This window comes from Polaribacter aquimarinus (genome assembly GCF_003129485.1).
In the GTDB taxonomy this organism is placed as follows: Bacteria; Bacteroidota; Bacteroidia; order Flavobacteriales; family Flavobacteriaceae; genus Polaribacter; species Polaribacter aquimarinus.
In genome coordinates this window covers 174,728-187,244 of sequence record NZ_QFFG01000001.1, presented here as the reverse complement: position 1 = coordinate 187,244, position 12,517 = coordinate 174,728, and the positions used below count along the sequence as shown (strand labels likewise).

The 12,517-nt window shown below is 28.7% G+C and carries 12 protein-coding genes; 4 read left to right on the top strand and 8 right to left on the bottom strand.

Annotated elements, in window-relative coordinates; translation table 11 throughout:
• Window positions 1-98: 98 nt before the first annotated feature.
• The 3 genes from DIS07_RS00845 to DIS07_RS00835 form a co-directional block, all read right to left on the bottom strand.
• A complete protein-coding gene (locus tag DIS07_RS00845) occupies window positions 99-1,439 on the bottom strand; it encodes a M28 family metallopeptidase (RefSeq protein WP_109403327.1) in 1,341 nt (446 codons plus the stop codon).
• Between the two features lie 4 nt (window positions 1,440-1,443).
• A complete protein-coding gene (locus DIS07_RS00840; RefSeq protein ID WP_109403326.1) occupies window positions 1,444-2,766 on the bottom strand; it encodes a hypothetical protein in 1,323 nt (440 codons plus the stop codon).
• A gap of 94 nt (window positions 2,767-2,860) precedes the next feature.
• Window positions 2,861-3,205 (bottom strand): DUF6249 domain-containing protein, encoded by a 345-nt coding sequence (locus DIS07_RS00835; RefSeq protein WP_109403325.1) that lies wholly within the window; start codon window positions 3,203-3,205, stop codon window positions 2,861-2,863.
• Window positions 3,206-3,347: 142 nt separating this feature from the next.
• Between DIS07_RS00835 and DIS07_RS00830 the strand changes: the two genes are divergently transcribed.
• Window positions 3,348-3,932 (top strand): RNA polymerase sigma factor, encoded by a 585-nt coding sequence (locus DIS07_RS00830; RefSeq protein WP_109403324.1) that lies wholly within the window; start codon window positions 3,348-3,350, stop codon window positions 3,930-3,932.
• Window positions 3,919-4,329: a hypothetical protein gene (locus DIS07_RS00825; RefSeq protein ID WP_109403323.1), complete on the top strand. Its 411-nt coding sequence runs from the start codon at window positions 3,919-3,921 to the stop codon at window positions 4,327-4,329. Before DIS07_RS00830 ends, DIS07_RS00825 begins: the two co-directional genes overlap by 14 nt.
• A 55-nt stretch (window positions 4,330-4,384) precedes the next feature.
• Here the strand turns inward: DIS07_RS00825 and DIS07_RS00820 are convergent, their stop codons facing one another.
• The 5 genes from DIS07_RS00820 to DIS07_RS00800 all read right to left on the bottom strand — a co-directional run bounded on the left by DIS07_RS00820 (window position 4,385) and on the right by DIS07_RS00800 (window position 10,362).
• A complete protein-coding gene (locus DIS07_RS00820) occupies window positions 4,385-5,401 on the bottom strand; it encodes a transglutaminase domain-containing protein (RefSeq protein ID WP_181374497.1) in 1,017 nt (338 codons plus the stop codon).
• Between the two features lie 7 nt (window positions 5,402-5,408).
• Window positions 5,409-5,810: a carboxypeptidase-like regulatory domain-containing protein gene (locus DIS07_RS00815; protein WP_181374496.1), complete on the bottom strand. Its 402-nt coding sequence runs from the start codon at window positions 5,808-5,810 to the stop codon at window positions 5,409-5,411.
• Window positions 5,811-6,199: 389 nt separating this feature from the next.
• Window positions 6,200-7,057, bottom strand: coding sequence for a tetratricopeptide repeat protein (locus tag DIS07_RS00810; RefSeq protein ID WP_181374495.1), 858 nt, complete (start codon window positions 7,055-7,057; stop codon window positions 6,200-6,202).
• A gap of 158 nt (window positions 7,058-7,215) precedes the next feature.
• Window positions 7,216-9,126: a molecular chaperone HtpG gene (htpG, locus tag DIS07_RS00805; protein ID WP_109403319.1), complete on the bottom strand. Its 1,911-nt coding sequence runs from the start codon at window positions 9,124-9,126 to the stop codon at window positions 7,216-7,218.
• 90 nt (window positions 9,127-9,216) lie between these two features.
• Window positions 9,217-10,362, bottom strand: a complete 1,146-nt coding sequence (locus DIS07_RS00800; RefSeq protein ID WP_109403318.1) for a hypothetical protein — start codon at window positions 10,360-10,362, stop codon at window positions 9,217-9,219.
• A gap of 97 nt (window positions 10,363-10,459) precedes the next feature.
• Here DIS07_RS00800 and DIS07_RS00795 point away from each other — a divergent pair, with 97 nt between their 5' ends.
• The gene (locus tag DIS07_RS00795) at window positions 10,460-11,467 is read left to right on the top strand and encodes a 3-oxoacyl-ACP synthase III family protein (protein WP_109403317.1); all 1,008 of its coding nucleotides are present in this window, start codon (window positions 10,460-10,462) and stop codon (window positions 11,465-11,467) included.
• A gap of 178 nt (window positions 11,468-11,645) precedes the next feature.
• A complete protein-coding gene (locus tag DIS07_RS00790; RefSeq protein ID WP_109403316.1) occupies window positions 11,646-12,461 on the top strand; it encodes a GLPGLI family protein in 816 nt (271 codons plus the stop codon).
• Window positions 12,462-12,517 lie beyond the last annotated feature (56 nt).

Sequence of the window (12,517 nt, the reverse complement as noted above, 5' to 3'; positions counted from 1 at the left end):
ATACTTTTAAAAAAGAATTAAACACTATTGATGTTTCTTATAGATGCATAATTTACATTTATAAATTGGTGTTAATTAGAAAGTTGAGTAATTTTTTCTTATCTCCAAATTTTATTAGGGAAAACAACCACGCTTTCGTGCCCGTTTTTACCAACAGCAGAAACCCCAAAAAAGAAATTATCAATTACAATACCCTCTAAAGTGAATTCTGTAGTTTCTACATATCTAGAATTATCCCAAGTGGGAGAGGTGGTATCTCTCCAATAAATTTTATAACCTATAGCATCTTCTACTTTACTCCATTTAAGTTTAGCAGCTGGTTTTACAATTCCCCCAATAGCCACTTCTTTTGGAGCGGGAGGCGCCCAAGCTAAAGAAGCTAAAATAATAGCATTTACAGCAGTTAATTTTTTAGCATATGGAAAATTTACGTGTTCAAAAGTATCTCCATATTTTATTCCGTTTTTGGTTCTTATATCTTGATGTTGTTGGGTGTAATTTTCGTGAGCTTCCATGATTCGAATACCTGCAAAACCTAAATCATTAAAAGGTCTATGATGTCCTCCTCTCCCAAACCTGTCTAGTCTGTAAATCATCATAGGATTCATTTCTGGCATATATGTTTTTACATTTTTATGTATATATCTTGCCAATTGACGAGAAATTCCGTCAACTTCACCTCCATAAAAACGACGAACTCTAGCTTGTCTAGCTAACTTTTTAGGATCCTTTTCATCAGTTGTAATGGGTTCGCTAAAAATTCTAAATGAACGATTGTCAATAACTCCATCAACTCCTTTAATATTACCAATCATATCATTATTTAGAATTCCAATGATTTCCCATCCTTTTTCTTTTGCATATTTTGCTAATCCTGCACCACCAAACAAGCCTTGTTCTTCTCCAGAAAGACCTACATAAATAATACTATTTTCAAACTTGTATTTACTTAAAACCCTTGCTGTTTCTATGGTTCCTGCCATTCCTGAAGCATTATCATTTGCACCTGGAGCATCAGTTTTAAAGTCCATAGTATTGCTAGCGCGAGAATCTATATCTCCGCTCATAATAATGTATCTATTTGGATATTTTGTCCCTTTTTGTATGGCAACTACATTTACAACCCAAGCATCGTGAGGAACTCTTCTATTTCCTTTTTTTGTAACAAAATCCTTTTGATAAAAAACGTTTAAACAATTATCACAATTAAAAGAAATATTATCAAATTCAGATTTTACCCAACGTCTTGCAGCTCCAATTCCACGAGTATTAGAAATAGTGTCAGAAAAGGTGTTTCTTGTACCGAATTCTGTTAGTGTTTTTACGTCGGATTTAATTCTGTCAGCAGATACCATTTTAATTATTTCATAAATTTTAGCATCTGTTTGAGCGTTAAATGATATTGAAAATAATAAAAATAATAGCGTAAATTGTTTCATTAGGTTATTGTTTAAAATGCCAAAAAGGAATATTGATTTCTGTAACTCTTATAGTGTCTTTTTTCTTCTTTCTTAGTCTTTTTAACTTTAATATATGTTTTCCTTCAGTTAAATGTTTAATATTTATATAAGTTTCAAACCCAAATTGCTTTTTGTTGTTTTGAGAAATAAAAAAATCTGTTTTAAATTTAATACTATCTATAAATATTTGATGTGTTTCATTAAAAACAGCTAAATATTTTTTGGTTAAACTATCTTTATTTTTGAGATATTCTGTAGAATTAAACATTACAATATCTGAACTAAAACCTCTTTTATCATTTTTTGGTTTTAAAGTAGGTTCGTAATCATAAATTCTATTTTCCACATTTTCTGAAAAAATTCTAAAAAACTTAATATAAGGATCAATAATTACTTTAGACTGTATGGTAGCAATTCTTGCAAAATCATCTTCTTTAACTAATAAATTTTCATAATTTCTAGTATCTAAATATGTAGAAGATATTTTTGTTGCAGATTCTAAATAGTTTGTTTTTTTGTGTTTAAAGGAGATTAAAACAGAAATAGCAATATAAGAGGGTACTAAAAAAAAACTTAATCTTCTTGTAAATTTGTTATCTAAAAAATTATAAACTAATGGTCTGTATAGAAATGTTAAAGTTATATAACTAAATACCCAATAGAAAGGAAAATAAATTTTAGAAAGCCATTTTTTCTTTTTTAAATATCCTTGAGTTAAAAAATCTATAAAAACTAAAAAAGCACCAATTAATATGAAAAACAAAAACAAAATACCAATTATAGTTCTTGGAGTATCTGGAAGATTATCATTAGAAATTATTAAAGTGGCTATCCCTACAAGACTAAGTAAAATTATACTTATAGAGATAACATAAAAAATAAGTAGAAAAGAAACAGCAAATAGAACACTACAGTAATTTTCTAATGTAGCCACATATTTATCAAAAGATACTATTCTCTTTTTTAGGTGCTTCGTAAAGTTATGCTGATAGTTTAATTTTTTAAAATCAATTTCTCCAGAAACATATCTTAAGCCCAATGCACCAATCCATAATCCTCTTAAAACAACGTGTATAAGTAAGTTAAAAACAAGTATAGAGCAAGCAATAAAAGCGATTAACAAAGCCACAAAAGAATAAATTTGTTTATCATTTTCAGCAACTATCATTGCTGTTCTTATATGTGGCATAGCAGTTATTAAACCAAAAATGGCAAAACCAGAAATTAGTAATTCTAATTGCCAACTTTCTTGCTGAAGTTTATCTAATAGTTCTTTAAACTTACTGTCTTTATAGTCGTTACTCATCTAAAAACTTTGTTTAAAGATACTACCCTTTTTAAAAATAAAAAAACCACTTCAAACTAATGAAGTGGGTTTATTATATTTTTTAGTATTGATTTTATTCTTTATCTAATTTTTTAGTAAGATTAAAACCAACAAATAAGCCTACACCTGCCATCAAGAAAATCATTGCAGGATAAACTGAATCACTATCTAAGCCAGAATATGTGTCTAAAATCAGTGCTAAAAACACTCCAACTCCAATTCCCATTAATAAAACGGATAGATTAAGAATTAAAACTTTCCAGAATGGTGCAGCATTTTTGGGTTGTCCTTTTATAAAGATACTTGCATCTGCTCCTTTTTCTATCAATGCTAAACGTTCTTTGTTTCTTGTAGAGAAGAATAAATAGAATACTCCGAATATGCTTCCAAATATTATTGCCAAAACTGCGATTTCCATAATTTATAATTTTTAAGTTTAAATGATTAATTTTATTGTGTTTGTAGCTTTGACGAAGCATTCGAAAAAAAGGTTACAAAAAAAATAATTTTTTTTTAAGTAAAAATGTAACCTATTTATACCTATAGTAGTCAAAGATAAAATGACTAACAAAAACGACCAACTATATATTACTAAAGTCATCAATGGAGATACAAATGCATTTTCGTATCTGATTGATAGTTATAGCGATATGGTTTTTTCTTTGGCGTGTAAAATGCTAAAAAATAAAGAAGAAGCTGAAGAGGTTTGTCAAGACACATTTATAAAAGCTTTTAAAAATTTAAATAAGTTTAAAGGTGATTCTAAATTCTCTACTTGGTTGTATCGAATTGCTTATCATACAGCTTTAGACCATATAAAAAAGAATAAAAATAGTAATCGTACTTTTGAAATTAACGAAATTACGTTTAATCAAATAAAATCTGTTGAAGATATTTTACAAACGATAGAAAGAAAAGAAAGAGAAAAAGTAATGAATGATTGTTTGTTAAAATTAACCCAAGAAGAGCGGTCTATAATTTGGATGTTTTATTATGATGAATTATCACTGAAAGAGATTATCGAGGTAACTCAGTTGTCTGAAGCAAATGTAAAGGTAAAGTTACACAGAGCAAGAAAAAGACTTTTAACGATTGTAGAAAAAAACGTGGAACCAGAAATTATTAATCATTATGGGAGAAAATAAGAACATTGAAGAATTAGATGCATTTGCAAGAAAGTATGTAAAAGAAATTCCTAAGGAGAAAATTTCTTTGGATTTTACCGCATCTGTGATGAACAAAATTTTATTGCAAAGTCAACAAAAAGTATTTACGACTAAAGCATTAATTTCTAAAAAAGGTTGGTTTGTTATTGCAATAGTAGTTTTAGCAATTGTTTTAATACCTTTTAAAAATTTAGAACAAAGTTTTTTGAATTTCCCAGAATTTAATTTTTCTTTTCTTGAAAAATTTCAATTTCTAAACCTATTAGAATCTGTAAACATTTCGAATACGGTTTTATATGCAATTTTTTTCTTTGGATTAATGATAATTGCTCAAGTTTTTGTCTTAAAAAATTACTTTAATAAACGATTTAGTTAGATTAATTATTACAAAACTAGTTTAGTATAATATTTATTTTTTTAAAATTTTTATACTAATCATTTTTTAAAACCTTAAAAGTGTAAGTTGCAATTATTTTTTTATCAATGTAGAGGTGAATATCATAAAACCCTTTTCTTTTAAAAGTATGTGTTATTTTTAAGAGGTTCTCTTTAAGTTCAATTTTTGGTTTTAGTTTTATTTCCGAATCTGATTTAAAATAAACGAGTTTTACATTTTTCAACATTACTTTTTTATTCAATTTATACTGAAAGTTAAATGCTGAACCTTGCTTTATAACATGGTACATTGTAGAAGGTGAAATATGTTTTTTTAAGTAAACGAAAGCATCATTATAGAGAAGTGGTAACTCAGAAAACTCTAAAAATGATGTAGATTTATTTTCTATTAAAGAAAACTCTTTTTTAATTGGATAATGGTTGTGAAAAAAAAGTTTAGGATCAGTTAAAAAGTAACCATCATTATATTGAAATTGAAACCTACCTTCTTCTGGAAAAGAAATTCCTGTTGACCAAGTGGGGTCACATAAATACCATTTGTTATTTAGTTTTACAATATTCCAAGTGTGATTTGGCATTTTTAGAACACTTAAGTCAACAGAACTAGTTCTGCCAATACCATTCACCATTTTAGATTCTATTCCAGCAATAGTACACATTTCTTTGAGTAAATATGCATACCCTGTGCAAATGGTTTTTTTTCTTCTAAGTAACTTTTTAAAAAGAACTTTTTTAAATTTAGAATTCCATTTTTCTAATTTGATTGAATCTTGTAAGAATCGTTTTCTTTTTCTATTGTTTAAAGCGTATAAACTAAAATCGTTTGCTATGTTGGTGCAAATCCAAAGATAGATTGCGCGTAGTTTTTCTACATCAGTTTCTAAGTTTTTGGTAAGAAGATGTGTCGTTTTATTGAGTTCTAATAACTTTTTAGTTTTGTAGGTTTTTGCAATGTAGTCTGCTTTGGTAAAATCGATATGCTTAAAGTCAGATTGTTGAGCAAAACAAAAATTAACAAAAAAGAAAAGCAAAAAGAACCCAATTTTTTGCATATAAATGTTATTGCTTAGGTTGTTTTGATACATACCTTTTATTGCTATTTAATGCGCCTAACATTTGGTTGTCATCTTCATTTAATACAATTACTAAATTGTTGGAATTCGAGGTTATCTTTACTCTTTTTTTTACGAAACCTAAATAAGAAAAAACTAAAATATCTCCAATTTTAAGTTTTTGAGGAAATGAAAATTCTCCTTTTTTATTAGTAGTAGTACCAATTTTGGTTCCTTTTAGAAAGATATTTGCTCCATTAAGAAGTTCAGTTTTTTCAATAGACTTTCCTTTTACAATACCTTTTACCTTAATTTCTTGCGCATTAGCAGAAAGTGAAAAGCAGAAAAATAATACTAGAAAGCTGCCAATTACAAAGGTTGATTTTTTAATGTTTAATAATGTTTTCATGATAATATAATTTAAGTTCATTGTAAAACTATAGTATTAATCTATTTTTTTAAAATTACATTTAGTAATAGTGTAATTTTAAGAAGTTAAAGTTACTTTTAATTTAGGGAAAACAAAAAAACTGTGCGTTAAATAATTTAGATATACTTTATTTTAAAATACTTTAATCCTTAAAAAAAATTGTGTAAAGTAATATTTCTTTTTTTTAGTTATAAATTAATTTTAAAGTGGCAATAATTTTAAAAAGTTTGTTTAACGGTCTCGGCTATGGTTTCGTTACGGAATGGTACGCGAGTATCATTCCGCAGTAACCATAAATTTAGCAAAAAGGCTCGAAATTCCGATTAGGAATTTCAGCCGTAATGAACTATAGCCGTTGTTGTGCATAGTTATTTTTTATTCCAATTCTGTTCAAACTGGTCGATATATTGCAAGTATCTTTTGTCCTTAGTTGAGTACTTTCTGGTTAATTCAGCCCATTCATCAAATTTCTTTTTGTTCTTAAGTTTGAAATAAGCTTGAGCCATATTAACTGACATTTCACTTTTTTCAAAATCATTATCGGACATTTTAATTCCTTTTCGATAAGTTTTTTCTGCATTCTCCATTTTATCTAAACCTAAATACGAATAACCTAATTCTCTGAAAAAGTAATAGTTTTTAGGGTTGTTCTCAATTGCTTTTTCCAAAATTGGAATTGCATTTTCGAACTGTCCCAAATGATTGTAGGCATATACCAATTCAAATTCAAGTCCATCAAAATGAGGCTCAATTTCATAAGCTTTTAACAATGGTTTTAGAGCTTGTTCACAAGCACCAACGTGGTTGTAATGATAGCCCTCTTGTTTTAAATAATCCACTTGGTCGGAACCTTCTTTATAAATCGATAACCATTCAGGTTCTTTAGGTAAATTCAGGTCAGAAATTTGATTTTCGGTCAAAACAGAAACTAAACTTGTATTTGGTTCAAGTCGATATTTCATAAAACCGACTGTTGAGTCACGTTTTATATTTATTAGCTCTTGGTCTTTAATTTGAAATCTAGTTTCATAATTTAAAGTGAAACCTGCTTGATTATCCAAATAAATGAATCCGTATGCGTAAGTTGAATCCGTGTCTTTTTTAGGAAATGCAACCCATTTGTCAACTGCATTAAAATACTTTGTGTCAAATTTTAATTCAGTCAAATCATTTTGAGAAAATCCAATATTTGAAATCAATATCAGAGCTAAAATTGTTATCCTCATAGTTTTTTTCATAATTATGCACAACTATAATGAAAAAGTGAGTTTTAATTCATTTTATCAGAAGTTAAACGAAGTTAGTGGATTTTTTTGAGAAAGTCAATAAAAAAACCTCCTTGCAAAACAAGGAGGTTTGTAATATTATTAGCAAATAGTGTTGCTTACTTTATCAACTCGTAAGAACGTTTTATAAAGTTTGTTAACTCTTCACCGTGTAATAGGTTTTGAGATAATTTTGCTAAGTCAAAAGCTTGAGAAATCAATCCTTTTTGCTTGTCTTCATCCGCAGCTAAAATTTCTGAAACTAATGGACTATTCGTGTTTACAACCAAGTTGTACATATCTGGCATATTACCCATTCCCATCATTCCTCCACCTCCAGAAGCTTGCATTTCTTTCATTCTACGCATAAATTCTGGTACAGTAATAATAAATGGAGAAGAAGCAGAATCCATAGCCTCTAATTGCACTGTATAAGCAGAATTGTTAACAGCACCTTCAATAACTGGCTTTAATTTTTCTTTTTCTTCATCAGATAATTTAGAAATTACGTTATCGTCTTTCTTAATTAAGTTATCTATATGGTCTGCATCCACTCTAGAGAATTTAATTTTTCCTTCTCCAGAAGTTTCTAATTTCTGCATTAAATGCGAAATAATTGGCGAATCTAAAATCAACACCTCATAACCTTTTGCAGTTGCATCTTGAATGTAACTGTGTTGCGCATCTTTATTAGCAGCATATAAAATTACGTGGTTTCCATCTTTATCAGTTTGTGCATCTTTTGTTTTCTCAATCAACTCATCAAAAGTGAAAAACGTATCAGCTACTGTTGGATATAAAGCAAATTTCTTAGCCTTGTCAAAGAATTTATCTTCAGACAACATTCCGTATTCGATAATTACTTTAATATCATTCCATTTTTTCTCAAAATCTTCACGATCTTTTTTGAATAATGATGATAATTTATCAGCAACTTTTTTAGTGATGTAACCAGAAATTTTCTTAACAGCTCCATCTGCTTGTAAATAAGAACGCGATACGTTTAATGGAATGTCTGGAGAATCAATCACCCCTTTCAGCATTTGTAAGAAATCAGGAACAATTCCTTCTACATTATCCGTTACAAATACTTGATTTTGGTACAATTGGATTTTATCCTTTTGCATATCTAAGTTTTGAGACAACTTAGGGAAGAATAAAATTCCTGTTAAATTAAAAGGATAATCTACATTTAAATGAATGTGGAATAAAGACTCTTCAAATTGCATAGGATACAATTCTCTATAGAAATTTGCATAGTCTTCTTTTTCTAAATCTGCAGGTTTTTTTGTCCAAGCAGGATCTGTATTATTGATAATATCATCTACTTCAATTTGTCTGTGAGGTTCAGTAGTTTCTTTACCGTCTTTATCTTTTGTTGTTTTTGGCTCGTGAGTTGGGTCGTTAACTTTCTTTGTTCCAAATTTAATTGGTACTTGGTTAAACCTGTTGTACTTGGTTAACAAACCTCTAATTTTACCTTCTTCTAAAAACTCTGTAGAATCTTCAGCAATGTGTAAAATAATTTCTGTTCCTCTGTCAGATTTGTCGTGTTCAACTAGGGTATATTCAGGAGAACCATCACAAGTCCAATGAGCAGCAGGTTCATCTTTAAACGATTTTGTAATGATTTCTACTTTATCTGCCACCATAAAAGCAGAATAAAAACCTAAACCAAAGTGTCCAATAACACCCGTTTCGTTTTTATCGTCTTTGTATTTATCTAAGAATTCCTCTGCACCAGAAAAGGCAATTTGGTTGATGTATTTTTCAACTTCATCAGCAGTCATTCCTAAACCTTGGTCTTTAATGGTTAAGGTTTTCGCGTCTTTATCAATACTGATTTCAATTTTAGCATCGCCTAATTCTGTTTTTGCTTCACCAATAGAAATTAAGTGTTTTAGCTTAGTAGTGGCATCAGTTCCGTTAGAAATAAGTTCACGTAAAAAGATTTCGTGATCAGAATACAAGAATTTTTTAATCAGCGGAAAAATATTTTCAACTGATACATTAATGTTTCCTTTACTCATAATTTTATCTATTTTTATTTAATATTATTTTCTGTTGTTAGAGTAGTCAAAAAAAATACCAAAGATTTAATTATGACAAGATGACAGAAATTAGAAAGGCTTTATTATTTCTTTTATTCTTATTGGGAATTCTAAGTTTAGGTTTTTAGTATTCCATGTTTCTTGTTTTTCTAAAATATTTTTTTGATCTGGATCGCTTTCATCTCTATAATAAGTGCCTAGTAATTCAATGTTTACAAAATTAATATCACCCAAAAGGTACAGATAGTCTTCGAATAGAATATCTGAGTTAATTTCTAATTGTATTTGTGTATTTAATCTTGTACTTCTATTCTGTTTTAAAAATCTAACAACACTATTTCTTAATTGAAAGTAGTCTGTAATTTGGTTATTCACGAGACAAGAATCTTTCTTGAAAATTTTAAAGTTTAAAATGGAATCTATTTTTTTTGTTGGATGTTTTTCGCAATATTCACAGGTGTTTATAGTTGTTATACTTTTATTTATCTTAATGTTTTTAATAGATTTATTAAAAATAATAACCTGTTCATTGTTTTCTTGTTCGTCTTTTGAAGAAAAGTGAATTTTATAATTTTTATCAGTTAGTTCTTTAAGGATAGTTACAACTTCTTTTAAGCGAATTTTTTTATCAATATATATCAAGATATCTTTAGAGCTTTTTTGTTTCGTTATATTGAAAGAATTTTTCGAAAAAGTTAAAATTTGATTATTAAAAATGTAAAAAGTATTGTTTTCTTTTTTTCCAATTATTAACTCATTTTTAAAATCAATCGGAAAAGCAGATTCTCCATGTGTATTGTAATAAAGAGAAACTAGGTCAAAAGAAGTTTTTAAATTAGATACTTTTTTATTCAAGTAATCTTTAGAGTTGATACAATTTTCTTTAGGTATTAATTTTATGGTATCGAATCTATCATCGTAATTTGTAGTTGTAATAATTGTACCATTTTCATCAATTTTAAATTTAGCAGCATATATTATATCAACCCAAGTTACAAAAATAGAATCTCCTTTAAATTTTATTGGCATTCCAAAACAGATTTCTTTTTTATCAGAACAAACAGAGTCGTTTATTTTCATCCTATTATTTTTAATATTCCAAGTTTGAAAACTACTTCTATTTCCCCATTCAACATGATAATGACCATTTAGCTTTGGAGAATTACAAGAAAAGTAATTAGAAATAATAAAAACGATAAACACATACTTTTTCATAACAACAAATATTCTAAGCCTTTTTGTAAAGATATTAATTAATCACTATTTTTGATATTAACAAATAGCTAATAATTAAAATACATCCCAATAAATTATGTATAATTCAAAAATCACAGGTTTAGGATATTATGTTCCTGAAAATATAGTTACCAATAACGACTTGAAAGCATTTATGGATACTTCCGATGAATGGATTCAAGAAAGAACAGGAATTAAAGAAAGACGTTGGATTGATCCAAAAACTGATGATACTACAGCAGTTATGGGAGCAAAAGCAGCTAAAATTGCCATTGAAAGAGCAGGTTTAACTAAAGATGATATCGATTTTATTGTGTTTGCCACTTTGAGTCCGGATATGTATTTTCCAGGAGGTGGAGTGCAAGTGCAAGATATTTTAGAAATGCCAACTATTGGAGCTTTAGATGTGCGTAATCAGTGTTCTGGTTTTATTTATTCGATGTCAGTTGCAGACCAGTTTATAAAAACAGGAATGTATAAAAATATTTTGGTGATTGGAGCAGAAAATCATTCAGGTGGATTAGAGCGTTCTACCAGAGGTAGAGGTGTTACTGTTATTTTTGGTGATGGAGCAGGAGCTGCTGTTTTATCGAGATGTGAAGAGAAAGGAAGAGGGATTTTATCTTCTCATTTACATTCTGAAGGAAAACACGCTAAAGAATTGGTTTTAGAAGGACCATCAACTCAAAGATGGGTGCCAGAAATTATGGAACAAAATGATCCTGATGATACTTCTTACTATCCTTATATGAATGGACAATTTGTGTTTAAACACGCCATAACTCGTTTTTCTGAAGCCATTGTAGAAGGTTTAGAAGCGAATAATTTACAGAAAGATGATATTGATATGTTAATTCCTCATCAAGCGAATTTGCGTATTGCACAATTTATACAGAAAAAATTTAGATTGTCTGATGACCAAGTTTTTAATAATATTATGAAATACGGAAACACTACTGCTGCTTCTGTAATTATTGCCTTAACAGAAGCTTGGGAATTAGGAAAAATAAAAGATAATGATTTGGTAGTTCTAGCCGCTTTTGGAAGTGGATTTACTTGGGGAAGTGTGATTATGAGGTGGTAGAATTACTATACAAATTTAAACGGAGCGTTACATGTGTAACGCTTTTTTTTATGATTATTTTTTCCGTGAATCATTGTAAATATCTGTAAGTCAGTGTTTGTGGTGTTAAATGTTTATTAAAATAATACATTTTGTTTAAATAAATAGTATATTTGTTAAACAAAATATATTTACCATCATGAAATCATCCGTTTTAAAATTCACTTTAGTTGCTATTATACTATTCATTAGTCTAAACAATTATGCCCAAAAATTCCAAGGAAAAGCCGTTTATGTATCCAAATCTAAAATGGAACTTGGTAATTGGGGAGCTAAATTAAGTGAGGCTCAGAAAAAACAAATTCAAGCTCGTTTAAAAAATAGGTTAGAAAAAACGTATGTGTTGACTTTTAATAACACTGAATCTATGTTTCTTGAAGAAGAACAAATTGATGCAATATCGGGTGCAACTGATACTTGGGGGGCGTATTTTTCTAGAGGAGACCAATATAAAAACATACAAAATAGTAAATTGGTACAAAGTCAAGAGTTTTATGGGAAGCGTTTTTTGGTTAAAGATGATTTGTATAAAATAAAATGGGAGCTAGGTACTGAAACCAAAAAGATAGGAAATTACTTGTGTTACAAGGCTAAAGCATTTGTACCAAAAAAGGAATTAGATTGGTATGATTTTTCTTGGAGTGATTTAAGAAATAAAGAAAAAACTGGAATGGCAAAAGAAGATTTGGTAGTCGTGGAAGCATGGTATACGACACAGATACCAGTAGCTCAAGGTCCTGGAGAGTATTGGGGATTACCAGGATTAATTTTAGAAGTGAGTAGAGGGAATACCACCTTGTTATGCTCGGAAATTATTATAAATCCAGAAGATAAAATTACAATTGAATTACTTAGTAAAGGAAAAGAAACTACCAAAAAAGAGTATACAGCAACCATACAAAAGAAAATGGTAGAAATGAGAGAAAATAGAATGGGGAGAAGAAGAAGTCGTTAGATACAAAGTGCTTTATTTTAAAAATAATTTCCGTAAAAAAAAAATCTCAAAATTTT

Bases quoted from the DNA above. Each gene is read 5' to 3' on its own strand.
- DIS07_RS00845 (WP_109403327.1), bottom strand. From the start codon at position 1,439: ATGAAACAATTTACGCTATTATTTTTATTATTTTCAATATCATTTAAC.
- DIS07_RS00840 (WP_109403326.1), bottom strand. From the start codon at position 2,766: ATGAGTAACGACTATAAAGACAGTAAGTTTAAAGAACTATTAGATAAA.
- DIS07_RS00835 (WP_109403325.1), bottom strand. From the start codon at position 3,205: ATGGAAATCGCAGTTTTGGCAATAATATTTGGAAGCATATTCGGAGTA.
- DIS07_RS00830 (WP_109403324.1), top strand. From the start codon at position 3,348: ATGACTAACAAAAACGACCAACTATATATTACTAAAGTCATCAATGGA.
- DIS07_RS00825 (WP_109403323.1), top strand. From the start codon at position 3,919: ATGGGAGAAAATAAGAACATTGAAGAATTAGATGCATTTGCAAGAAAG.
- DIS07_RS00820 (WP_181374497.1), bottom strand. From the start codon at position 5,401: ATGCAAAAAATTGGGTTCTTTTTGCTTTTCTTTTTTGTTAATTTTTGT.
- DIS07_RS00815 (WP_181374496.1), bottom strand. From the start codon at position 5,810: ATGAAAACATTATTAAACATTAAAAAATCAACCTTTGTAATTGGCAGC.
- DIS07_RS00810 (WP_181374495.1), bottom strand. From the start codon at position 7,057: ATGAGGATAACAATTTTAGCTCTGATATTGATTTCAAATATTGGATTT.
- htpG (WP_109403319.1), bottom strand. From the start codon at position 9,126: ATGAGTAAAGGAAACATTAATGTATCAGTTGAAAATATTTTTCCGCTG.
- DIS07_RS00800 (WP_109403318.1), bottom strand. From the start codon at position 10,362: ATGAAAAAGTATGTGTTTATCGTTTTTATTATTTCTAATTACTTTTCT.
- DIS07_RS00795 (WP_109403317.1), top strand. From the start codon at position 10,460: ATGTATAATTCAAAAATCACAGGTTTAGGATATTATGTTCCTGAAAAT.
- DIS07_RS00790 (WP_109403316.1), top strand. From the start codon at position 11,646: ATGAAATCATCCGTTTTAAAATTCACTTTAGTTGCTATTATACTATTC.